Genomic DNA, 23610 nt, shown 5'->3' with positions numbered 1-23610 from the left:
CGCGCCCGCAGGCCCCTGCGCTAAATGGAGAGCTCCGGGCCTACGCGCGCTGACCCGATGCAACCAGAGGCAGGGGTCCCTTTTGGGAGCCGATAGGGGGGCCCGTTTCGATGCCGATTGACAAACTACATCGAATACAAGAAGCGCCTGGGTTACTCTATTGCCTTTGCGGAAATCGATGAGGAGTTGACGAAGATCGGTCAGCGTTTCATTGCAGACGGCAAGACGGGAACCGAACGCAACAAAATCCTACGAATTTTGGATGCAAGGAAGCTGTCAGATACAGAGCTGCGCTTTCTCATCGAGCGGCAGGCAAAAGGTACCAAACCGTCACAAGATGAATTTGCACAACTAGAGCGCGCTCGCTTTGAAAGTTTCTTCCGAAGGGAGGTCTTTGCTGACTTGATCGAATTGGAAGAGCGGGTCGATCTGGCCAACAAAGTGCGAATGTTCGAGCTTCTTTCGACGGGTCGGGTGGACGGCTCGGTCCGCGAGACGGAAGCAATCGCGCCCACGCCGATGAGTCGGGCACTATTCCTTGGTCAGGCTTTCAAGGCTGCGGGGATTTACAGCGAGAGCGGATTTCTCGGTGACACACATATTACCGACGATGATTTGAATGGGTTCCGGGGGTTTATGGAAGCGAACAGAGCATTCTACGAGGCCCAGTTCGGTCGAAGCCCTCGCAAGGACCTTGCCACCTCTCCAATGCGACAGCTAACCGACCTGTTAGAATGGTGTCGTCTTAGGACCGAGAAGGTGGCGACGAAGACCGTGGAGGGCAGGAAGAAATACCACTATCGCCTGGATGCACAGAGGCTGAGTGGGTTGAAGAAACTACAGCGCATAAGGAAGGCAGTGCCGACCGATTGGCCGGCTATCGACGGGTTCGAGAACTGAGAAAGCATGGATGTCCCGGACTCCGTCCGGGACAGACTTTGTCTACTGTCGCAGTTGCATGCTTCCAATTGACTGAGAATGCAGTGATGTAATGTCGGCGGATAGGTGATTTGACTAGTTTTTAAATATTTCTCCATTTCACCTATCCGCCTCAATCGTCAGTGGCAGACGCAGTCTGCCCCTGGACGAAAGTCCAGTACGCAGCGCTTTCTTTCGTAGCTGTTGACGTTCCTCAGAATCGATCCGACCCCGCCCGGGAAAGGATCCAATATGACCGACCCAGGTGACTTCGACTGCAAGTTCCGACCCGCTGACCCAAGCGACTACAGCCAGCTTCACCGGTTGATCCGCAAATGCTGGGTTGAGCTTTATGCACCACATATCCCGAAGGCGTCGGTCAGGCGCTTCCTCGATAGCGACTCGATCGGCAAGCACTTGGAAGCATTTCTGCCGTTCTCTGATGTCGCTGTGGTCGATGGCGTGGTCGTGGGCGTCATAGGCTTGTTCGAACAGTCGATTACGTCACTGTTCGTTGCGAAGCGTTGCCGAGGGTTTCAGATCGGGACGTGCCTTCTGCACAACGCTGAGCTTGCTGGTGGCAGGACACTTGAGGTCGCAGCGTTCAACTGGCGCGCAATCGGCTTCTACGCGGCGAGGGGCTGGCGCAAGGTTGGCGAGTGCTCTGAGGACGTTGGGGGAGCGCGGGTCGAAGCGTTTCGGATGGAGAGATGTTGACGGTGTACCCCCGAATCAAACCTTCAACCTCTTCGTCTATTCAGCGGCATGAACAATTATTAGCCTATTCGAGACTATGTACATTCATTTCCTTTGTTGACATCATAGTCTTTACTATAGAATACGTCTCTCTCTCGAACTTCTATTCCGTCAACGTATAGAAGTCTTCTGCAGACGTAATTATCTCTATTGAAATTTATCGAACCTTCAAATATATCATCAATATTTTTTCCGACGACGTCCGCGCAGGTATATAAACCACCGATATGTAAATCTTGAACGTCGGCGCCATGGAATGCCTGCGGACCGCAAAGTCGGACATTGAGTAATTTTGCATCTTTGAGAATGGTATTGCGTAGGCCTTCCACGTGGGAATCCTGGAACGTAGCATTTGTAAAGTCGGCACCCGCCAAATCGGTTGCGCTGAATCGAATTCGCCTGAAGATCGCGCCGTGAAAGTCGGCTTCCGGAGCTTTAAGCCCAGTGAGATCGTTGTCAAAAATTGCCGCTCCACGCGCGTCTGCTTGGCGAAAATCAGCACGACGCAGAATTAGCGGCATAAATGGCTTGGCTGCTGCAAGATAAATTAGAATCTGGCCGCGCTCTGGGCTTAAGGCCTTATCTGAAAGGTGCGATGCGTTGCCCGCATCCGAAAGGGCATGATACGGCCGTAACGATGCTGTTAGAGCGGCAATTCTGCCAACAAGAAATTCTGACGGAAGCAGTCCTTCCGAGCAGTAATAGTCCATAAGCATCAGGCATGGAGACAGGGCTGTAGCTTCCTGTCTATTAAAGCGCGCGTTGTTCCGCTGGGAATCAGTCATTGATAGCCAGGACTTAGTTTCATCTTGAAGTTGTTGCATTGCGTTCGAAAAGTCATCCATCTGCGAAATTCGGCCCTGGGCTTCCACAAGCTGGTTCTGTATACTTATTATTCTGTTTTGCTCAGTGACTAGGGCATTCTGACGATACATTAGAACACCCCCTAGAACGCTAACGTAGGCCGTAAGGCAGGCGACGGATGCGGCAAACAACCAGCGCCGAGCTTGCATCTGTGCAAACCACGATGACGCCTCCAGAATTGCCCTCTCAGCGTGGTTGATAGCGGCGGCATTTTGACCGGATCTGAAGGTTCTGGAGGCTTTGATACATTCCTCAGCAACATTCTTAACTGACGCGAGGGATTTTCCGAACATCATCTTCACAAGTGGCTGCGCGATTAAAGTTATCACACCGAGCCCCACGCCGAGAACCAATACAATTGTCATGACGACTAAGCTTATCGATCTGGCGTTAATTTCAGATGACTCGGTAATCACGAACGCAAGGGGTCCCCCGATCACCAACCCGACTAGAATTCCGATGATAACGTTTGCCACGACTCTCCTCCTTCGAGCGACTGCGCGAAGTCATTATCCATTACAAATAATTTGAAACTATCGATGAAAGCCAGCGCCGTCACAGATGAGAACGAACGACTGATTTATAATGCATTGTTGGTAGGTCGTCGCCAGTGTAGCGAATTGGTGTAGTGGTTGTTCGACTAAAGGGTAGTTTTGAATGGAAATATACATGTGTTACAATAACAAAGTTGAGCATGAAATAAGTATGTAAATTTATATTGTGATAGAAAAGTAACCATCATGCCTTAACACGTTAGCGTTGCCATTCGGGGACAAGTGTTCATGAAAAAGAGCGACGAATACCACCGAGCGTGGGGAGGTAATAATGAAACAGGAAAGGTTATCTCCTCTGAGATAATTCAACGTGTCAAGCCACACATCGTAAATCTGAATAATGGACGCCTTTCGTCGGATGGTATTGTAACCACAAACGAATTAGATTTATCTTATATATTTGATGTTAGATTAAAAGATGAAATAGAAAAATCACAAATGTTCGGTAAGCCGTGTAGGATTGTTATATATGCGCATGGAGGACTTGTTTCGGAATCTTCTGGAATAAAAGTTGCTGCAAAGCACGTTGATTGGTGGTTAAGAAATGGAATTTATCCGATCTATTTCACGTGGGAGACGGGATTGATCGGAGCGCTCTCTACGATCCTGCGAGAATGCTCATCAGAGTTGGGGTTATCTGGCCGGCGCGATCTATGGGATCATACAACCGATCCATTGATTGAACTGGCCGGAAGGGCTTTGGGGACTGCAAAGATCTGGTCCGCAATGAAGCGTAGTGCAGAGCGGGGTGTCCAGCCAGGCGGAGGTGCTCTCGAGGTAGCGAGCCGGTTGTCTGCGCTTGCCGCGGAGTATCCTGGAAGCTTGGAATTGCACGCGATTGGCCATAGTGCGGGGGCAAATTTTCATGCAGAATTCTTGAGGGCGCTCGCTGCAGAGAGTAATATAGAGATCAAGACTCTACATTTACTTGCGCCGGCAATTAATATTGCCGTGTTCAAAAAGAACTTGTTGCCGCTAATTGCAGAGAATCGAATAGCGTTGCTTCGCATTTTCTCGATGAACGAACGACTGGAGCGAGAAGATACTTGTGGAGTGATTTACCGAAAGTCGTTGCTGTATTTCGTGGCCAGCGCATGCGAGGAGCGCCGTGGCGAGCCCATTCTGGGTTTGGAAGAGAGCGTTCGCGGTGACCGTGAGTTGATCCAGCTCTTTGGACTTGATGGAGCGCAGCCGAAAAAGCGTGCCAAATGCGAAATAGTTCTTTCGTCAACAAGCGCTAAAGAAGGACTGCGGGCGAGCCAAGCGGAGACCCATGGGGGTTTTGACGATGATCCTTCCACCATGAATGCGGTGATGCGAAGTGTGCTCGAGAAAGACGATGGCGAAAATTTGGACCAGTCTTTTCCGAATGAGCAGTTACAGAATGATGGTCGTAGCATCGCGGAGGAGACTTTAATCGATTGGCCAGATGCACTCGGATTTATACGTCGGCGTACGCTAGAAGTTGCTGAAAAGAAAACAATCATCACTCAACAAGCCAGCGATATATTAAGTACGCCGAAAATGAAAAATTCTATAAAGCGAGCTTTGTGTGTTGGAATTGATGGGTATAAAACAAAGCCGTTGAGATATTGTGTGGCTGACGCAAAAAAATGGGACGAAGAGCTATCGAGTCTCGGTTTTGATGTTCTGAAATTGCATGACGATGAGGCGAGCCGGGATCGCATATTGGACGAATTAGCGGCAATGGTGAAACGAAGTTCGCCTGGTGATGTTTTGGTCTTCCAGTATGCGGGGCACGGTGTCTTGTCGCCTTACGCAGATCTCGACCCCGCGACTGCTGATGACAACGCCATTGTTCCAATCGATGGAGAGACGGGGCAGCTGATTTTTGACTATGAGATGCGCCACTTGTTCGGAAACCTCCCCGAGATGGTAAATCTTACTTGCTTCATGGATTGTTGTCACTCGGAGACAAACACTAGGCAATATCACGTGAGCGCTGCGGGAGCAAATGCTTGGCTCGCTTCCGGACGCGATAATCTATCTTCGACCAAGGCATCACAAGAGACATACATTGGTGGCCGATTCATTGATCCAACATCTGCGATGCGAGATGCCTTCGAGCGAAGAAGTGCAAAGCGAGCCTTGGAAAGAAAGGTATCTGGCTCAAGCGTCTCTCGCTCACAAAGTGAGAATTTGTCCGCCGAGGCGATGGAGAATGTTTCATTTGCAGCGTGTCAAGATCGTCAGGTCGCTTACGAGCTTGATGGATCGGGCCGCTATACAAATCACGCCATTTCAATACTTAAGAATAACTTTGGTAGTGGTATTACTAATAGACAATTCCATGAGATGGTGAAAAACGAATTTATTCAATCTGGGTTTACACTGCAGATTCCAGCGCTTGATTGTAAATCATCCTATCTAGACCGAGTATTTCTGAAATCAATGGTGGGGTAAAGTTAGATCGGTTTTAGATACGAAGAAACAACTCACGGGAGGACGTAAAATGGTCACGGCATTGAATATGACTCTTCCGTTAAAGCAGGATGATCTTTCAAAGAAGAAATTGAAGGAACTGGAAGAGATATTTGCAACAAAATTGCAGACATCCATAGATTTGGCATTGCGTGCTTCGAATACAGTGCATTTTGCAAGGGTTCTTGTTATTGACGACAAGTACATACAAATAATTACTGAATTTGACGGGTCCAAAGAGGTCTATACGGAGTTTTTTCGAGTTAACCTTCAGCCGGTTTTTGAGGCTATTTTTTCGTTGGTTGAAGGAGCACCGAAATGGGACGAAATCAATAACCAGGACGATTTCTTTAAACTGTCGCGGAAGTTCCAAGTTCGCTCTCTCGGATCTTCGGTTGGCGGTGATGGGGAGGAGGGATACCTCTTCAGCGCGTTCGGCAACTCTACAGTTCGAGAAATTCGCAATGCGTTAACTGCAATGGAAGCCCTTCAAGGGGACCGCGGCAGTTCGTCGTTCGCTCCGGGATGGCCACAACCAGTGGCGATGCATCACCCCGGGACTGCTATGCATCACCCGGCGGTCGCGATGCATCACAGTGGTGCTGTGGATAGAGGAGGGGGGCCCGCAATGCATCACCCCGGGACTGCTATGCATCACCCGGCGGTTGCGATGCATCACAGTGGCGCTGTGGATAGAGGATGGGGGCCCGCTATGCATCACCCCGGGACTGCTATGCATCACCCGGCGGTTGCGATGCATCACAGTGGCGCTGTGGATAGAGGATGGGGGCCCGCTATGCATCACCCCGGGACTGCTATGCATCACCCGGCATACATTGCGCCTTACTTTGCCTACCCCTATTACCCATATGGGTATTAGTTCTGATGTGGTCTACGCCATCTGTGGGGCTGCGGGATGAAAGTTGGTGGGCGGCGTGGTGCACTAAGCGCGTACGCCGTTCGAGTTCGCTAGTGCTTTCGTTCTCTGCCCAGAATCTTGTAGCTTTCAACTTTGTCGCGAAGTCGGCAATCGTCCTCGACTCGTTGAGCTGGTCGGTGTTGGCTGTGTCCGACGAGTGGGTGAGATTGGTAGACCTGAGCTGGTTGTTACCCAATGTGTCTATCCCAAGTTTGATCACGAATGTAGCTGAGCTCATCGGGACCGGACACATTGTTATGGATGGAACGGGGGCTGCCGCGAACGATGAGGCGTATCGTCAAAAATGGCTGTGGGGAGCTGTTGCCGGCCTATACCACTTTGGCATTAAAGACCCTGTGTATCTAGATCCGGCAGCGACATCTTCTTGGATCAGCAACCAAATTAAAGTTGCGCCTTCTCCAGAGCTTTATCAAACAAACGAGGATTATGAAAAGGTCATTCAACTGCAGATCCCCTGTTCTCGTGACGAATTAATGGCTACGCTCCTACGCCGTCGCAGCTATCGAGGATTTGACAGTTCTGCAGCAATCCATATTGATGATCTTGCTGCATGCTTATTTGCTGGACTTGGAATTACAGGTTTTATTATTTCAGGACCACCTGGCTATGGCCCGCTTCCTCTCAAGCCAACTCCCTCAGGAGGCGGTAGAAATCCCTACGAGGCGTACGTATACCTCCGAAAGGTGGACGGGATCGAGCCGGGAATATATCACTATTCCGCAATAGATCACACCCTCGGGTTGGTTGGAAGTGAGTTAAACTATCGAATAGGTGATTTATTGGCCGGGCAAACGTGGTTCAACGACGCCTGCGCGCTGGTCGTGTTGGTTGCGTGCTTTTCGCGCACAATGTGGAAATACCCTCACCCGACCGGTTATAGGGTGGTTTTGCTAGAAGCTGGACACATTGCGCAGAACATGTTGATCCTTGCCGAATCGCGTGGATTAAGTGCCGCTCCCACCTGCGCAGTTCGCGATGATTTGTGCAGCAAAGTACTCAATCTTGATCCCTACCTGCAGGGTGTCGTCTATACTGTAGCACTCGGGGTTCGGGGAAGTACGCCAACGATCGCAGATCCCGTGATTATTGAGCCTAATACTAGACTGGGAGAGGTTAAGTCCAAGTAGTCTAAGAGGCACCGCGATGTTTGTGGACACAGGGAACGTTCAAAGAATTGTTGCTAAACAGTATCCGTGGGGTTGTGCGAGACATATTTTTTTACATGCGCCCACCAGCGTCGCGATGCGAGCCCTGCTGCAGGAAATTGTTCAATATGTATGCTACGGGGACATCGGGCCGACTCAAGAGTGGGCGATAAACATAAGTTTCACATATGCGGGATTAGCGGCTCTTATTTCCCCTGCAGTGCTTGAAAGGTTTGAATCGGCTTTTATTGATGGACCTCAGGCAAATCAGCTGGGTGATGCTATTAATAGTCCGAGTAGTCCATTGAACTGGTGGGAGAAGCAGTTTACCTCTGATCAAGTCCATTGCATTGTGCATATTCACGCTGCCAATGATGTTGCGCTACTTGCTGGGACGGCGGCCGTTGAAGCCGCTATTTCAAATACGGCTATCGAAGAACTCATTCCTAGAAGTGATGGAAGTCGTCTAGACGGCCGAGTTTTTGAGAGATCAAAACTTCATTTCGGCTATATTGATGGACTGTCTAAGTTAGAGATTGGATGGGATGACGGTCTTCGGCGCGCAGACCAGGTTGATTTCAGGAGCTTTGTGCTTGGATATCATAGTGACGAAATACAATCATTTCCAATGAACGGCGACGCTGCCGATCTTGTTCGGGATTCAAGTTATATGGCATTCAGATGGATTTATCAGGATGTCGCTTCTTTCGAAAAATATCTGGCGTTCTACGGCCCAAAAATGTTCCCGGAGTTTGAGCATAGTCATGCAATCGAATTATTGGCGGCAAAGATGATGGGGCGATGGCGCGATGGTACGCCCTTGGTTCTTTCTCCTAATAGTTCTCAGCCGGCGTTGGCGGGCGAGGACTTCACTTACGCTGGCGACAAGATGGGATTCAAGTGCCCGCTTTCCGCACATATTCGCGTGGTCAATCCTCGCGACCAAGAACTTATGCCGCATGCCAAAATCCAGGGCGTTCCTCGGATCCTTCGCCGCGGTCTACCTTACGGACCGCCTCTGGCGTCGCCGGTTGATGATGGAGTTGATCGGGGCGTAATAGGATTGTTTCTTTGCTCAAACATTCGAAGGCAATTCATTACGTTGATGCAGTGGATCTCGCGTAACGACTTCAGTCCGGACTTTGATAGCCACGGGGCGTATCAGGATCCAATAATGGGAAACCGCCAAATTCCAGGTTGCAAACCCGAATTTAAGATTCCGAACCCGCAGGGCGACGTTACAACGCCGGCGTTGCCGGATTTTCTGCGAACGAAAGGCACCCTCTATCTTATGATTCCGAGCCGTCGGACCCTGCAACGCCTGGTCGATGCTAGTGATCCTTTGGCGCACTAGACAAGAAAGCTATTGCATTTAATCAACCTCATGATCCAGATCGTCGGCCTGCCGGACAAGGCGGTCGCCGAAAGCCGGGAACGTGTGCAGGCGGCCCTGCATGCGTCGGGGCTTTCGCTGCCGGCCAAGCGGGTGACGGTCAATCTCGCGCCGGCGGACCTGCCGAAGGAGGGCAGCCACTTCGACCTGCCGATCGCGCTCGGCCTGATGGCGGCACTCGGCGCCATTCCCGCCGATGCGCTGGAGGGCTACGTCGTCATCGGCGAACTCAATCTCGACGGCACGATCGCCGCGATCGCCGGCGCGCTACCGGCCGCGATCGGCGCCAACGCGCTTGGCAAGGGCCTGATCTGCCCGGCCGACAGCGGCGCCGAGGCCGCCTGGGCGGGAGCGGAACTCGATATCGTCGCGCCCCGCAGCCTGATCGCGCTCGCCAACCACTTTCGCGGCACGCAGGTGCTGTCGCGGCCCGAACCGGCGATCCGAGCGGCGCCGGCCGACATGCCGGATCTCGCCGACATCAAGGGGCAGGAAAGCGCCAAGCGGGCGCTAGAGGTCGCAGCCGCCGGCGGCCACAATCTCCTGATGGTCGGGCCGCCGGGTTCGGGCAAGTCGATGCTGGCCGCGCGCCTTCCCTCCATCCTGCCGCCGCTGGCGCCTGCAGAACTGCTGGAAGTGTCGATGATCCATTCGATCGCCGGCCAGCTTGCCGGCGGTCGCCTGTCCGATCGCCGGCCCTTTCGTGCCCCGCATCATTCGGCGACCATGGCCGCGCTGATCGGCGGCGGCCTGCGCGCCCGGCCGGGCGAGGCGTCGCTGGCCCATCATGGGGTGCTGTTCCTGGACGAGTTTCCCGAATTCACGCCGCAGGTGCTGGACGCGCTGCGGCAGCCGCTGGAAACCGCCGAATGCGTGATCGCGCGTGCAAACCATCGGGTCAGCTATCCGGCGGCGATCCAGTTGGTCGCGGCCATGAACCCCTGCCGCTGCGGCATGGCGGGCGAGCCGGGGCAATCCTGCGCCCGCGGTCCGCGCTGCATGGCCGACTACCAGGCGCGCATCTCCGGCCCGCTGATGGACCGCATCGACATCCGCATCGACGTTCCGGCGGTATCTGCGGCCGACCTGATCCGGCCGATGCCGGCCGAGCCGAGCGCAGTCATCGCGCGCCGGGTCGCCCAGGCGCGCGAGGCCCAGCGCGACCGCTTCGCAACCCTCGGCCATCCGCAGATCACCACCAATGCCCGGGCCTCGACGGCGCTGATCGAGCGCATCGTCGAGCCAGACCCGGGCGGCCTGCAGCTTCTTCGGGATGCGGCGGAGAAGATGCGCTTCTCCGCTCGCGGCTACCACCGCGTTCTCAAGGTCGCAAGGACGCTCGCCGACCTGGACGGGAAGGACATCGTCGGTCGCATCCATCTCGCCGAGGCGATCTCCTACCGCATCGCCGGCGAGCGGCTGGCTGCCGCAGCCTGACGTCGGCGTATCGGCCACCGCGGTCGCCGCCCGGCGGCGGGGTCGGCTCCACCACGATCGCAGTCGTGCGGGCGACCGGGCGCACGGATTGTCGGTTGTATGCCTATCGACTTCCTCTGGGAGCCAAGAACGGCCCTCCGCAGGCCGTTGCCCGGAGGCTGCCGGGATCCGGGCTCGTCGCCCGCCGAACTGTCGGATGCGCTGACAAGCCCACGGGACGGATACATTGGATGGCGGAACCGTATGCTCTGGCCCCTGCTGCAGACGGCGTCCGCCAGCGCTCAGGCCTTGGCGTGGCCTCCGTGCGATCATGGCAGCGGACCCAGTACAAGAGCGCGCTCATTTCATTGCACATCATTCACAGGACGGTCACCATGCCCCGCAAAGCCTACCCGAACCGGACCGACAGCGTTTCCAGGACGATCCAGGCACCGCCGGGGCGGATCTACCGCGCCCTGCTCGATCCGGTCGCCGTCGCGTCCTGGCTCCCGCCGCAGGGCATGGACGCCCGCATCGTTGCGTTCGAACCCTGGGAAGGCGGCGCCTATGCGGTGACCCTGCGCTACCACGATGCCCATGGCAGCGGCAAGACGTCCGCCGATGAAGACGTCGTCCGCGGCCGCTTCGTGCGGCTTGTCGTCGATGAGGAAGTCGTACAAGTGATGCGCTTCGAAAGCGACGATCCCACCTTCGCAGGCGAGATGACCATCACCTGGGCGCTGGAGGTGCTGGACACACCGGAAACCGGGACGAAGGTGACGGTCAACTGCGCCAGCGTCCCGGCCGGCATCTCCAAGGTCGACCACGAGACCGGCTTACGATCGACGCTCGACAACCTTGCAGGTTTCACGGAATGACCCGCGAAGACCTGTGCGCTACGCCGGGGCAGGAGCTCCGCCCGGCGTAGCGCCCATCCTTCTGCGTCCGGCCGGAACGATTAGCCGCCCAGGCCTTCGAACAGTGCCGTGGAAAGATAGCGCTCGGCGAAGGAGGGAATGATAACGACGATGGTCTTGCCTTCGTTTTCCGGACGGCTGCCCACCTTGATTGCCGCGGCGAGGGCCGCACCAGAGGAAATGCCGACCGGCACGCCTTCCAGCCGGGCCACGAGCCGGGCGTTCTCGAAGGCCTCGTCGTTGCTGACGGTGACGACCTCGTCATAGACCTTCGTGTCGAGGACGGCGGGCGCGAAGCCGGCGCCGATCCCCTGGATCTTGTGCGGCCCGGGGTTGCCGCCCGAAAGCACCGGGCTGTCGACCGGCTCGACGGCGACGACCCTGAAGCCCGGCTTTTTCGCCTTCAGCACCTGGCCGGCGCCGGTGATCGTGCCGCCCGTGCCGATGCCGGAGACGAGGATGTCGACCTGCCCGTCGGTGTCGTTCCAGATCTCTTCCGCCGTCGTCTTGCGGTGGATCTCGGGGTTGGCCGGATTTTCGAACTGCTGCGGGATGACCGCGTCGGGCAGCGTCGCAACCAGTTCCTCCGCCTTGGCGATCGCCCCCTTCATGCCCTTCGCGCCCTCGGTCAGAACGAGTTCGGCGCCGAGCAGCGCCAGCATCTTGCGACGCTCGATCGACATGGTTTCCGGCATGGTCAGGATCAGTTTGTAGCCCTTGGCGGCAGCGGCGAAAGCGAGCGCGATGCCGGTGTTTCCGGAGGTCGGCTCCACCAGCGTCGTCTTGCCGGGCGTGATCTTGCCCTGCGCTTCCAGCGCCTCGATCATGGCGACCCCGATGCGGTCCTTCACCGATGCGATCGGGTTGAAGAACTCCAGCTTGGCCAGAAGGTTGGCCTTGACGCCCTTCTCCTTCGCCAGCTTGTCGAGGCGGACGATCGGGGTATCACCGATCGTCTCGGTGATGGAGGCATAGACGCGGCCGCGGCCGGGCTTGCGGATCTCAGGCATTTCGGTCTCCCTTTCATTCTGCTGTTGCAGGGAGAATAGGTTCTAAGGCGATCGCAGGCCAGTGGCAGATCGTCCACGCCTTGCCGCCGGACTGGAAAAAAGCGCTTCCCATCCGGGTTGAGAACGGATCTTTATTTCACGCAAGGCGGGCTGCGGTACGCGCGTTACGCAGCGCGTGTCGCGATATAGGCGGCCGTGCTGGCGAGGACGCCGGCTGCGATGCGGTTCAGCGTCCGCAGGGCGGTCGGCTTTTTCAAGAGCAGCCGGGCGCGGGACGCGAGCGCCATGTAGGGGATCAGCACGACCAACAGGACGATGAAGGTCGCCGTCAGCAGCAGTCCGTACTCGTCGAGACCGATCGCTGCGAGATCGATCAGCGTCGGCACCAGCGCGACGTAGAAGAGCATCGTCTTGGGGTTTCCGAGCGTCACCAGCAGGCCGGAGAGGAACGACATCGCCATGCTCGACGAGCCCCGCGCCTGGATGTCCTGCGGCACGAGCCCGGTCTTCCAGAGCTTCCAGGCGATGTAGCCGAGATAGAGCGCGCCGGCGATCTTGATCACCATGAAGGCGGTGGTGAAGGTCTGCGCGATGAAGGCAAGCCCCAGGATCACCGCCGTCAGGTAGATCATGTCGCCCAGGATCAGCCCGAGCCCCATGAAGAAGGTCTCCCGGAAGCCGGAACCGAGCGCGCGGGCCACGATCGCGGTGATGCCGGGCCCCGGGATCACCGCTGCGATGAAGAGCGCTCCGCTATAGGCAAGCAATGCTGCAAGTGTCATGGCAACCGCTCTTGAACGCGCGTCCCGGATATCTCTCTCCGCCCTCTCTACGCCGGCGCCGCTTCCGTTTCAAGCAGGTGCCGTGCTCGGCCTGCCTCCCCCGGGGCGGGCGCAGGATCGCGCCGGCCGCGACCTGATGTCACACGGTGGTGAAGAGGCGCTGATAGGAAACGCGCAGCCGTTGAAGAACAGGCGCTGCGCCCTAGCTTGTTGTGGCCGGAAGCCGGCCGCCGCCGGCACTGCGCGGGCCCGGCATCCACGCCATTTCCCGCGTCAAAACAGAAGGAGTGTCTCCATGTCCACCGGTTCCGCCGAAAAGCGCAGGACTGCACCGCTCAAGACGCCGTCGGGCCTCGCCTCGAATGCGATCACCGACATTTCCGCCGCGCTGACGACGCTGCTTGCCGACATGTTCGCGCTCTACCTGAAGACCAAGAACTTCCACTGGCACGTCTCGGGCCCGCACTTCCGCGACTACCACCTGCTGCTCGACGAGCAGGCCGAGCAGATCTTCGCCACGACCGACGACATTGCCGAGCGCGCCCGCAAGATCGGCGGCACCACGCTGCGCTCCATCGGCCATGCGGCGCGCCTGCAGCGCATCCCCGACAATGATGCCGACTACGTCACGCCGGGCGACATGCTGGCCGAACTCCTGGAGGACAACAAGCACCTCGTCTCGCTCCTGCGCGAGACGCACGACCTCTGCGACGAGCACAACGACGTCGCCACCGCGAGCCTGCTGGAGAACTGGATCGACGAGGCCGAGCGCCGCACCTGGTTCCTGTTCGAGACGACGCGGCAGGCGAAATAGGCTCGCTGTTTTCGCCAAGGTTACGGCCGCCGCAGGGCGGCCGTCCCAGTTCTGGAAGGCATCAGCAGGCTGACCACCGCACCGATGACCTGGACAGGCTCCAGCGCATGCCCGAAAGGGATACGATCGGTCGCGATCGCGGCGACAGGATCGAGAGCACTCCGGTGAAACGACGGCTGTCCGCCTTTCTGCCGTGACGCCGGGCCGGATCCCGCGCCTGCTCAGAACTCCGCCATCGGCGAAAGCCGCACGGGACCGGCCGGCGCGAGACCCGGCCGGCCGCGCAGCATGAAGCAGAGCTCCTGGCCTTCGGCGATGCTCTCACCCTCCCATTCCATCAGGTCCGGCGGAAACATGATCTCGACGCTGCGCGGCTGCAGTCCGAGCGCCTGCAGGATCGCGGCGAGCGTGGGAATGCGCGTGCCGACCACGTCGAGCAGCGTGAACACGCCGCTCTCACGCTCGTGCCGCCAGGCGACGACGGCCGGAAACGCCGGCAGGAGGCTCAGTGTCACATCCTCGACCAGCGCGGTGTTGAGCAGGAACGTCTGCGTGTTCCGGCTGACGGAAAACCGCTGCGAGACCGGCGCACGCTCCTCCAGCAGGCCGCGAAGAAGGGACAGGTCGCGCTCATCGGCCATGTCGAGCGTCCGGCAGGTCGGGGCCGCATCGACCGGAGCGGGCGCGGGACCGACGAAGCGATGTTCCGGCACGGTCACGAAGCCGTGGCGCGCGTAGAGACCCGGCTTGTCGGTATAGAGCACAATCGCCTCGAAGCCGCGCTCGTCGCATCGCTGCAGGATGCGCCGGACGAGGTCGCGAAACAGGCCCCGGCCACGGTATTCCGGCAGGACCGCGCCGGACTGGAGGCCGGCGGCATGGACCGGCCGCCCGTCGATCACGAGCGGCATCGCAAAGGCCGACAGGTTCGCCACGCACCGGCCGCCGCCGTCGAACCAGGCCGAGGACATCAGGGTCCGGTCGCGCCCGCCCATCCGGTCCAGCGGGCTGACATCGATGTCGAACACGGTCAGAAGCAGCGCCTTCACCGCCGCCCAGCCGCCCGGATCGTCGAAATAGTCCTCGCGAAAGCTCAGCCCGGCGCGGTCTCCGGTCATGCGTCGGCCCTATACCCCGGTCGAGCCGAAGCCGCCGGCGCCGCGCTCGGTCGCACCGGCCTGCGACACCTCGCAGACCCTGGCCTGCACCACCGGTGCTATCACCATCTGGGCGATGCGCATGCCGCGCTCGATCGAAAAATCGGCGTCACCGAGATTGACCAACAGCACCTTCACCTCGCCGCGATAGTCGCTGTCGATCGTGCCGGGCGTGTTGAGGCAGGTGATCCCGTGCTTGAAGGCGAGGCCCGAGCGCGGGCGCACCTGCGCCTCGAACCCGGCGGGGATCTCGAAGACGAAGCCGGTCGGTACCAGCGCGCGCTTGCCCGGCGCCAGCACCATCGGTTCGCCGTCCCCGACCGCGGCGCGCAGGTCCATGCCGGCGGCGCCCGCCGTCTCGTAGGCGGGCAGATCGAGGCCCGCGCCATGCGGCAGGCGGACGAGGTTCAGGGTCGGATGGGGATCGTGGCGGATGTTCATCCCCTATTAGCCGATCGGCGACGGTCAGGGTCAATGCGAATGGGAGTTTTTCCACGGTGGAACGCGAATTGAAAGTTTTCCACGGAACCGCTACATAGCGCGCGACCAAGAGGATTTTCACGACATGGCCGAAAGTCTCGCCGAGGCGGTCTCCCGCCGCCGCACATTCGCTATTATCGCCCACCCGGATGCGGGCAAGACGACGCTGACCGAAAAGCTGCTTCTGTTCGGCGGCGCGATCCAGCTTGCCGGCGAGGTCAAGGCCAAGAAGGATCGCATCCAGACCCGCTCGGACTGGATGAAGATCGAGCGCGAGCGCGGCATCTCGGTCGTCACTTCGGTGATGACCTTCGAGTATGAAGGCAACGTCTTCAACATTCTCGATACGCCCGGCCACGAGGACTTTGCCGACGACACCTACCGCACGCTGACGGCGGTGGATGCAGCCGTCATGGTGATCGACGCCGCCAAGGGTATCGAGCCGCGGACCTTGAAGCTGTTCGAGGTGTGCCGCATGCGCGACATCCCGATCATCACCTTCATCAACAAGATGGACCGGGAAAGCCGCGATCCCTTCGAGATCCTCGACGAGGTAGAAGAGAAGCTGGCGCTCGACTGCGCGCCGGTGACCTGGCCGATCGGCCGGTCGAAGACCTTCTGCGGCTCCTACCACCTTTCCACCAACGAGGTGCGCGGTTCCGACACCCAGGAACGGCTGACCAAGGTCAACGATCCGGAAATGGCCGCCCATCGCCTGCCGGAAAACGAGCGCGAAGCCTTCATCGACGAGCTGACGCTGGCGATCGAGGCCTGCAAGCCTTTCGACAGGAAAGCCTTTCTCGAGGGACACCTGACGCCTGTCTTCTTCGGCTCGGCGCTCCGGAATTTCGGCGTGCGCGACCTGATCAACGCGCTGGGCAGCTTCGCGCCGCCGCCGCGCGACCAGGTGGCCGACATCCGCACGGTGCATGCGGCGGAAGACCGGATGACCGCCTTCGTCTTCAAGATCCAGGCGAACATGGACCCGAACCACCGCGACCGTATCGCCTTTGCCCGGGTCTGCTCCGGCAAGCTGGAGCGCGGCATGAAGGCGCGGCTGTCGCGCACCGGCAAGCAGCTCGGGCTGACGGCCCCGCAGTTCTTCTTCGCCTCGCAGCGCCAGCTCGCCGATACCGCCTATGCCGGCGACGTGGTCGGCATTCCCAACCATGGAACCTTGCGCATCGGCGACACGCTGACGGAAGGCGAGGCGCTGGTGTTCGAAGGCGTTCCGAACTTCTCCCCGGAAATCCTCCGCCGCGTCCGTCTCGAGGATGCAATGAAGGCGAAGAAGCTGAAGGAAGCGCTGCACCAGATGGCCGAGGAAGGCGTCGTGCAGCTCTTCTCGCCGGAGGACGGCTCGCCCGCGATCGTCGGCGTGGTCGGCGCCCTGCAGCTCGACGTGCTGAAGGAGAGGCTGCAGGCGGAGTATGGCCTGCCGGTGTCCTTCGAAATGTCGCGCTTCTCCGTCTGCCGCTGGATCTCGGCGGACAATGCCGCCGATCTCGACAAGTTCGTCACCGCCCGGCGCGGCGATATCGCCCGCGACCTCGACGGCGACCCGGTGTTTCTGGCGCAGGATGCGTTTTCGCTGCGCTACGAGGCGGAGCGCTATCCGGCGATCAAGATGGCCGCGGTCAAGGAATATCACGTCGCCAAGGCGGCGTGAGCCGCCGGTTCCGGGCGCGCGTCAGGCTTGCCATAGCGCGCGTCCCACGAGCCAGAGGCCGGCGGCGACCAGAAGCACGCCGGCGGCGCGGCCCATCCGATCGCCACCGGGCAAGAGCTTTTCCGCCAGCACGAAGATCGCGATCGCGGCGATCCAGAGGATGTTCATCACCCCGCCGACGAACAGCAGCAGCATCAGGGGCCAGCAGCAGCCGACGCAATAGGCGCCGTGGCGCATGCCCATGAGGAAGGCGCCGGAAGCATCGCGGCGGAACCCGCCCGCGGCCTGCAGGAAGGCGGCCGGTGCGCGGCACTTGCCGAGGCAGGCGCCTTTCAGCGGCGTCCACTGGTAGAGCCCGGCTGCGACCAGAAGCACGCCGCTGAGAACGGGGCTCGCGCTCTCCATCATCGGCGTTAGCAACAGCGCCCGCTCCAGCAGCCACTGGCCGAGGGTGGCCAAGAGCGAGAACAGGAACCAGATCGCGAGATAGCCTGCGCAGAAGAGGCCGGTGGCGGCGATCGGCGTTCCCTTTGCCGCCGCGTGCCGCCCGACCCGGGCATAGAGCAGGATCATCGGCGAGGCCGACGGCAGCATCATCCCCAACATCATCACGAACCACATGGCGATCACCAGCGCCGTGCCGTTCATGGTCCATCCGGCGGCGACCACGGGCGTCATCGCCATACCGGTCATATCCATTCCCGACATTGGCTCCATGCCCGACATGCCGTCCATGCTACCGCCCGCAGGCTTGGGCGCGGCACCCATCGAGCGGACGAGCGAGAGCAGGTAAAGCCAGGCCAGTGCCGTCATCGCAGCGAGGCACGCGGCGACGATCACGCGGTCACGCCTGAGCAGCCTTTCGAGTGCTGGGTCCCCCATGGCTCCGGCCTAGTGAACGACGCCCGCGCCGGTCATATGCAGCTTGCTGAAATGGGCGTGGCTGTCGGCGAGCGACAGCGCGATCGGCCCCTTCGTCTCCGCCCAGCCACGCCCGACCTCGCAGACGTCGTATTCGAACCCGTGCGGCAGGTTGATCCGGGCGCGGTGCTCCTGGCCGGTTACCGGATTGCGGATCGGCTCGGCCCGGGCATCGATCCAGCCGGGGATTTCGACGCGCGCCGCGCGGCCGTCGATGTCGACGTCAAAATCGATCCGGGTGAAGACCGGTTCGTGCACGGTGTCGAAGGTGGTGGCGAACACGGCGAAGAAGGTAGCGCCGGGCTCCGTGTCCTCCCCGCTCATGATGCGCAGCAAGGCCTCGCGCTGTTGGGGGCTCGCCCGTTCGTCGACGATCGGCACGCACTGGCCGCCGCCTTCGTGGATCGCGCCGGGCCAGGCGGCGATCAACCCGATTTTCAGCCCGTCGAGGCGGGTCTCGCCGTGAAACCCGTCCTCTATGTCGATCGCGCCGATCGCATGGCACTGGCCGTGCGTGGGCAGCGCGTTGAACTGGCAGGGGCAGCCATAGGCACAGTTGCAATGGATGAATTCGCGACCCTGGAGCTTCCAGCTGACGTTCGTCATGACGTCCTCCGCTGCGCGTTTCGGTATATTACCGGATCGTAATTTAATACTCGCACAGACGCCTTGTCCAGCGCGCCCGCCTTTGCAATGGCCGTGCGCTCGGGAGGACAGCGCGCTATTCGCCGTCCCGGGACGGCAGCCTGGAGAGGTCCATGGCCCACGGCAGGGCCGAGCGGCACCAGATCTGCCGCTTCGGAGCAAGGTCACGGCGCTGGTTGATCGTGCCGACGCGAATGCCGACCTCGTCCGCATCCTCGCCCTCGCCCGTGCGATAGCAGGGCGACCCGCATTTCGGGCAGAAATGCTGGAAGCTCCGGTTGCCGCTGTCGCCGGTCTTCACGTAGAGCGTGGGCGTTCCGCCCGTCAGGCGAAAATCCTCTGCCCGCACCAGCGCGGTGACCCGGTAGGCGGATCCCGTCATCCGCTGGCAGTCCCTGCAATGGCAGATCGAGACGATATCGGGATCGATCTCCGCCTCATAGGTGACGTGCCCGCAATGGCATTGTCCGTCGATACGCATGTCCGCCTCCTCCATATTGTTCATGGGACGACGCCCGGCCGCCGGCTGCGCGGAGCGGCCCGCAACGGCACAAATGGTTTCCGCGCCATTTACCTCCGTTAACGCAATTTTACCCTTTTTCGATGATTCTCGCAGGTGCACATGCAGTCCTCCCCTTCGGCCGTTGCGGCCGGCAGCCAAGCGAGTCGAACCTATGTGCCGTTGGGCAGCCTATCGCGGTGAACCGCTGTTTCTGGAAGAGCTCGTCTCCTCGCCGGCGCATTCGCTGATCGAGCAGTCTCATTGCGCCACCCGCGCCAAGACGGCGACCAATGGCGACGGCTTCGGCATCGCCTGGTACGGCGAGCGGCCAGAACCCGGACGCTACCGCGACATCCTGCCGGCCTGGTCGGACTGCAACCTGAAGAGCATCGCCCGGCAGATCCGCTCGCCCCTGTTTCTCGCCCACGTTCGGGCCGCCACCGGCGGCGGCACGCGGCGGGACAATTGCCACCCCTTCGTCCACGGCGCCTGGTCCTTCATGCATAACGGCCAGATCGCCGATTTCGAGCATCTGCGCCGGCCGATGGAGACGATGCTTGACAACGACCTCTATGCCGCCCGCACCGGGGCCACGGACTCGGAGCTCCTGTTCCTGCTCGCCCTGCAGTTCGGGCTGGCGGAGGATCCGCTGGCGGCGATCGCCGAGACGATCGCCTTCGTCGAGCGACTGGCACGGCATCTGGAGCGGCGGGTGCTCGTCCGTTTCACGGCCGCGCTCTCGGATGGTCGCACTCTCTATGCGATCCGCTACGCCACCGACCTGCGGGCGCCGACGCTCTATGCGGCGCCGATGGGCGGAGCCGGCGGCTACTGCCTCGTCTCCGAGCCCCTGAACGACGACACCGACGCCTGGGTGGAGATCCCGGACGGCAGCTCCGTGGTGCTCGGCGAGGACGGCGTGGACGTCCGCCTCTTTTCGCCCGCCGGTCGCCCGGCGCCACTGCCGGCGCGCGTCGCCAGGCCGGAACTCGCAGTAGTCGGTTGAACCCGTCCTTAAGCGAAAGCTCTCGATAGCCTGCCGATGGCGGGCCTTACGACCCCACCGCCAGCCTTTCGGCGATCAGGGCCGCAAGCCGCGCGGCCACCTCCTCCTTCGACAGATCCGGCCAGGCATCGATGCCGCTTTTGGAGACGACGCGCACGCTGTTGCGGCTTCCGCCCATGATGCCGGTCTCGGGCGAGACGTCGTTGGCGACGATCAGGTCGGCGCCCTTGCGCTTCAGCTTGTCGCGCGCGTTCGTTTCCAGGTCCTGCGTCTCGGCCGCGAACCCGACGACCAGCTTCGGCCGCAGTTCATGATGTCCGATCGTCTTCAGGATGTCGGGGTTTTCCGCAAGCTGCAGCGGCGGCGGCGCCTCGCCGGGCTTCTTCTTGATCTTCTCGCCCGCAGCGGTCGCGACGCGCCAGTCGGCGACGGCTGCGACCATGACGGCGATGTCGGCCGGAAGGCCGGACAGGACCGCTTCCAGCATCTCCTCCGCGCGCTCGACATGCACGACACGGATGCCGGAAGGATCGGCGATCTCGACCGGGCCGGAGACCAGCGTGACGTCCGCACCCAGCTTCGCCAGCGCTGCCGCAATCGCATGGCCCTGCCGGCCGGACGAGCGGTTGGCGATATAGCGCACGGGGTCGATCGGCTCGTGCGTCGGGCCGGACGTGACGACCGCCTTCCTGCCGGCAAGCGGCCCGGGCGCCCTGCCGCCATCGCCGCCGATACAGGCCTCGACGGCTGCGACGATCTCCATCGGTTCGGCCATGCGTCCGAGCCCGGCCTCGCCGCCCTCCGCCATCTCGCCCGCATTCGGCCCGACGAAACGAATGCCGTCGCCGGCCAGCGTCTCGGCGTTGCGCAGCGTCGCCGGATGCGTCCACATCCGCGGGTTCATCGCCGGCGCGATCAGCACCGGACGGTCGGTGGCGAGAAGCACGGTCGATGCGAGGTCGTCGGCCAGGCCGTTCGCCATCTTGGCCATCAGGTCGGCCGTGGCGGGCGCGACGAGCACGAGGTCGCAATCGCGCGCCAGCCGGATGTGCCCGACATCCTGCTCGTCCTCCCGCGAAAAGAGATCGGTATAGACATGGCCGGCGGCGAGCGCGCCGACCGCGAGCGGGGTGACGAACTGCTGCGCCCCGGCGGTCATGAGCGGAACCACCCGGGCGCCGCGCTCGCGCAGGCGGCGGATCAGGTCGAGGCTCTTGTAGGCCGCGATCCCACCCGAAACGATCAGGAGAATGCGCTTGTCCTTCAATGTCATGGGCAGGGTCATGTGCCGCTCCGGCAATACGAGGTCTGATGCGTTCCCAAGGGTAGCACCTACCTAGCGCCTTCGCCGCCCGTTTCCAAGCGGCGCCCCTCGTCGGCGCGGCACAGCCGGCGTCACGAGCCCTCGTCGGGGATGTTCAGCACATGCCCGCAGGCCTTGCAGTGCACGGCATCGGCGTCGTGGCGCTGGAGGCCGCATTGCGGGCAGGCGAATGAGACCTTGTGCGGCCGCACGATCGTCTGCGCCAGCCGCACGAACAGCGAGATGCCGATGATCATGGTGATGATGGAGGTGAGCTTGCCGAGCGTGCCCGGCAGCGTGATGTCGCCGAAGCCGGTGGTGGTCACGGTGGCGACGGTGAAATAGAGCGCATCGACGAAGCCGCCGACGTTGTCGGCATAGAAGAAGGTCGAATAGACGAAGCCGGTGACGACGAAGAGGAACACGAGAAAATTCACGCAGGCCTGGATCGTGTCCTCGTAGTCAGAGAGGCCCTGTCGCCGCAGGATGAGCGAGAACAGGCGGCTCTGGCTCACCGACCAGATACGCAGCGCGCGCAGGAAGGCGAAGTTGGCGAGCTGGTTAGGAAAGAGCAGCGTGGCGAGGATGAAGAGGTCGACCCAGGTCATCGGCCGGGCCAGCCAGTAGCGCAAGGTCGGGGCCACGAGCATGCGGGCGGCAATCTCGAAGGCGATGATGACGGCGACGACATAGTCGACCAGCAGATAGGCGTGGCCGGCGCGGAGATAGGGCCCCGTCAGGAAGAAGACGATGATGGCGAGATCGATAACCATCATGCCGAACTGGAAGGCGATGGCACGCGGGTCGCCGCCGAAATAGAGGCCGCGCAGATGACGGCGCAGCCCCTCGATCATCGATACCTGTTCCGTGGAATGCCCTCTCTCAGCCATGGCGCCAATGTATGTCGCGCCGCCTCGGGGTCAAGCAGCACGGCAGACGGCCGGCATCGTCGCGGGGAGGACCGGCTATCGGACCACCGGCTCGCCATGATATCGCCGCCTCGACGGCTTCGAGACGCCGAAGCCGACTTCCATCATCAGGCGCGGCTTGCTCTTCGCCAGCGTGCCCATGTGGAAGCCGAACGGGTCCTCGACGAAGCCGGAGCCCGCCTTGCCGGTCAGGGTGACGGCATTCTCCGCCCCATAGAAGTCCAGCACCTCGTCTGCCGGGTGCCCGACGAGCAGGGTCAACTGGTGCTTGATGTGCCTCCGGTTGTGGCTGCCGCGGACATAGACGTGCGGGCCGGCATCCTGGTCGACGTCGGACAGGTAGAAGAAGAACTTCAGCATCCGCCAGTCGTCGAGATCGAAATGGAACTTGAACGAGGCGCGGCTGAGATCGGCTTCCGAGGCCGTCTTCGTGGGGAAGCTCCACCAGGTTCGCGTGGTGATCAGCCTCGCCTCGCCGCCGAGATAGTGCCGCGCGATATTGAGCAGCAACGGATCCTTCTGGACTTCGACCGCTGCCTCGCACTGCAGGACGCGTTCGAAGTGATGGCCGCTCAGGATCGTGCGGCCGAAGCGGCGTTCGGCCTCCGCGTGGTCCTCGGCGAGAAACTCGAGCCTGCGCTCGAAATTGCCGAAACAGGGCGTTTCCCGGCCGAAACGGGCGATCTCCTGCCGGATCTCGACCGGCAGGACCAGTCCGTCGAAGATGCCCGATCTCTTCAGTTCCGCGGCAACGTCCTCGGCACGGATATCGCCGAACATTGACGTCTCACCCCTGTCCGCGGCCGGCACCGGTCTGGCGGTCAGCCAATGGGCCCGGCGGAAGGGCATCGTCCGCGCCAGAAGGAACATCGGCAGCCATGCGGGGTTTTCCCGCACGTCCGTCAGATAGGTGGGGATGCGCGCCGCGATGCGGCTGAAGCGACCCCCGCTGCGGGCGATGGCTTCGAGGTCTTTCGGCTGCGGTCGAGACATGGTGCGCATGATGCATCCTTACCGAACCGTCCCGAAGGACGATCTTCAATTGCG

21 protein-coding genes and 1 pseudogene are annotated in these 23610 nt (G+C 60.5%); 11 read left to right on the top strand and 11 right to left on the bottom strand.

Features of this window, described 5'->3' with window-relative positions:
- The first annotated feature begins 117 nt into the window (after window positions 1-117).
- Together LQK81_RS24445 and LQK81_RS24440 are read left to right on the top strand one after the other, a co-directional pair.
- Window positions 118-900, top strand: a complete 783-nt coding sequence (locus LQK81_RS24445) for a hypothetical protein (protein WP_230809026.1) — start codon at window positions 118-120, stop codon at window positions 898-900.
- Window positions 901-1170: 270 nt separating this feature from the next.
- Complete coding sequence (locus LQK81_RS24440) at window positions 1171-1635, top strand: GNAT family N-acetyltransferase (RefSeq protein ID WP_230809025.1); 465 nt, start codon at window positions 1171-1173, stop codon at window positions 1633-1635.
- 74 nt (window positions 1636-1709) lie between these two features.
- Here the strand turns inward: LQK81_RS24440 and LQK81_RS26390 are convergent, their stop codons facing one another.
- On the bottom strand, window positions 1710-3014 hold the full coding sequence (locus tag LQK81_RS26390; protein ID WP_230809024.1) for a pentapeptide repeat-containing protein: 1305 nt from the start codon (window positions 3012-3014) through the stop codon (window positions 1710-1712).
- A gap of 306 nt (window positions 3015-3320) precedes the next feature.
- Between LQK81_RS26390 and LQK81_RS24430 the strand changes: the two genes are divergently transcribed.
- The 6 genes and pseudogenes from LQK81_RS24430 (at window position 3321) to LQK81_RS24405 (ending at window position 11306) form a co-directional block, all read left to right on the top strand.
- Window positions 3321-5516 carry a caspase family protein gene (locus tag LQK81_RS24430; protein ID WP_230809023.1) on the top strand — a complete coding sequence of 732 codons (2196 nt, stop codon included), beginning with the start codon at window positions 3321-3323 and terminating at the stop codon, window positions 5514-5516.
- 49 nt (window positions 5517-5565) lie between these two features.
- Window positions 5566-6414, top strand: a complete 849-nt coding sequence (locus tag LQK81_RS24425; protein WP_230809022.1) for a hypothetical protein — start codon at window positions 5566-5568, stop codon at window positions 6412-6414.
- A 206-nt stretch (window positions 6415-6620) separates the two neighbouring features.
- On the top strand, window positions 6621-7601 hold the full coding sequence (locus tag LQK81_RS24420) for a SagB family peptide dehydrogenase (protein ID WP_230809021.1): 981 nt from the start codon (window positions 6621-6623) through the stop codon (window positions 7599-7601).
- 16 nt (window positions 7602-7617) lie between these two features.
- Window positions 7618-8973, top strand: coding sequence for a Dyp-type peroxidase (locus tag LQK81_RS24415; protein WP_230809020.1), 1356 nt, complete (start codon window positions 7618-7620; stop codon window positions 8971-8973).
- Between the two features lie 33 nt (window positions 8974-9006).
- Window positions 9007-10449, top strand: a pseudogene (locus tag LQK81_RS24410) (YifB family Mg chelatase-like AAA ATPase); the annotation flags it as partial.
- A gap of 374 nt (window positions 10450-10823) precedes the next feature.
- Window positions 10824-11306, top strand: a complete 483-nt coding sequence (locus LQK81_RS24405) for an SRPBCC domain-containing protein (RefSeq protein ID WP_230809019.1) — start codon at window positions 10824-10826, stop codon at window positions 11304-11306.
- 80 nt (window positions 11307-11386) lie between these two features.
- On the opposite strand, the gene cysK is transcribed toward LQK81_RS24405, so the two are convergent.
- Together cysK and LQK81_RS24395 are read right to left on the bottom strand one after the other, a co-directional pair.
- A complete protein-coding gene (cysK, locus tag LQK81_RS24400; RefSeq protein ID WP_230809018.1) occupies window positions 11387-12355 on the bottom strand; it encodes a cysteine synthase A in 969 nt (322 codons plus the stop codon).
- 164 nt (window positions 12356-12519) lie between these two features.
- Entirely contained in the window at window positions 12520-13137 is a 618-nt protein-coding gene (locus LQK81_RS24395) for a LysE family translocator (protein ID WP_230809017.1), read from the bottom strand.
- 295 nt (window positions 13138-13432) lie between these two features.
- On the opposite strand from LQK81_RS24395, the gene LQK81_RS24390 reads away from it, so the two are divergent.
- Entirely contained in the window at window positions 13433-13951 is a 519-nt protein-coding gene (locus tag LQK81_RS24390; RefSeq protein ID WP_230809016.1) for a Dps family protein, read from the top strand.
- 221 nt (window positions 13952-14172) lie between these two features.
- Here LQK81_RS24390 and LQK81_RS24385 read toward each other — a convergent pair whose 3' ends face one another.
- Window positions 14173-15069, bottom strand: coding sequence for a GNAT family N-acetyltransferase (locus LQK81_RS24385; protein ID WP_230809015.1), 897 nt, complete (start codon window positions 15067-15069; stop codon window positions 14173-14175).
- Window positions 15070-15078: 9 nt separating this feature from the next.
- Complete coding sequence (gene dut, locus LQK81_RS24380; protein ID WP_230809014.1) at window positions 15079-15549, bottom strand: dUTP diphosphatase; 471 nt, start codon at window positions 15547-15549, stop codon at window positions 15079-15081.
- 124 nt (window positions 15550-15673) lie between these two features.
- Between dut and LQK81_RS24375 the strand changes: the two genes are divergently transcribed.
- Entirely contained in the window at window positions 15674-17257 is a 1584-nt protein-coding gene (locus LQK81_RS24375) for a peptide chain release factor 3 (protein WP_230809013.1), read from the top strand.
- A 21-nt stretch (window positions 17258-17278) separates the two neighbouring features.
- Here LQK81_RS24375 and LQK81_RS24370 read toward each other — a convergent pair whose 3' ends face one another.
- The 3 genes from LQK81_RS24370 to LQK81_RS24360 form a co-directional block, all read right to left on the bottom strand.
- The gene (locus tag LQK81_RS24370; protein ID WP_230809012.1) at window positions 17279-18139 is read right to left on the bottom strand and encodes a DUF2182 domain-containing protein; all 861 of its coding nucleotides are present in this window, start codon (window positions 18137-18139) and stop codon (window positions 17279-17281) included.
- A gap of 9 nt (window positions 18140-18148) precedes the next feature.
- Entirely contained in the window at window positions 18149-18784 is a 636-nt protein-coding gene (locus tag LQK81_RS24365; RefSeq protein ID WP_230809011.1) for a DUF1326 domain-containing protein, read from the bottom strand.
- Window positions 18785-18899: 115 nt separating this feature from the next.
- Entirely contained in the window at window positions 18900-19304 is a 405-nt protein-coding gene (locus LQK81_RS24360) for a GFA family protein (RefSeq protein WP_230809010.1), read from the bottom strand.
- 193 nt (window positions 19305-19497) lie between these two features.
- Here LQK81_RS24360 and LQK81_RS24355 point away from each other — a divergent pair, with 193 nt between their 5' ends.
- Entirely contained in the window at window positions 19498-20331 is an 834-nt protein-coding gene (locus LQK81_RS24355; RefSeq protein ID WP_230809009.1) for a class II glutamine amidotransferase, read from the top strand.
- 46 nt (window positions 20332-20377) lie between these two features.
- On the opposite strand, the gene coaBC is transcribed toward LQK81_RS24355, so the two are convergent.
- From coaBC to LQK81_RS24340, 3 genes are all read right to left on the bottom strand, one after another.
- Window positions 20378-21604, bottom strand: coding sequence for a bifunctional phosphopantothenoylcysteine decarboxylase/phosphopantothenate--cysteine ligase CoaBC (coaBC, locus tag LQK81_RS24350; RefSeq protein WP_230809028.1), 1227 nt, complete (start codon window positions 21602-21604; stop codon window positions 20378-20380).
- 122 nt (window positions 21605-21726) lie between these two features.
- A complete protein-coding gene (locus LQK81_RS24345) occupies window positions 21727-22488 on the bottom strand; it encodes an ion channel (RefSeq protein ID WP_230809008.1) in 762 nt (253 codons plus the stop codon).
- A 111-nt stretch (window positions 22489-22599) separates the two neighbouring features.
- Complete coding sequence (locus LQK81_RS24340) at window positions 22600-23565, bottom strand: phytanoyl-CoA dioxygenase family protein (RefSeq protein ID WP_230809007.1); 966 nt, start codon at window positions 23563-23565, stop codon at window positions 22600-22602.
- Window positions 23566-23610: the final 45 nt, after the last annotated feature.

This window comes from Rhizobium sp. GN54 (genome assembly GCF_021026345.1).
Lineage (GTDB): Bacteria > Pseudomonadota > Alphaproteobacteria > Rhizobiales > Rhizobiaceae > Mycoplana.
This window is presented reverse-complemented; position numbering and strand designations above follow the sequence as displayed.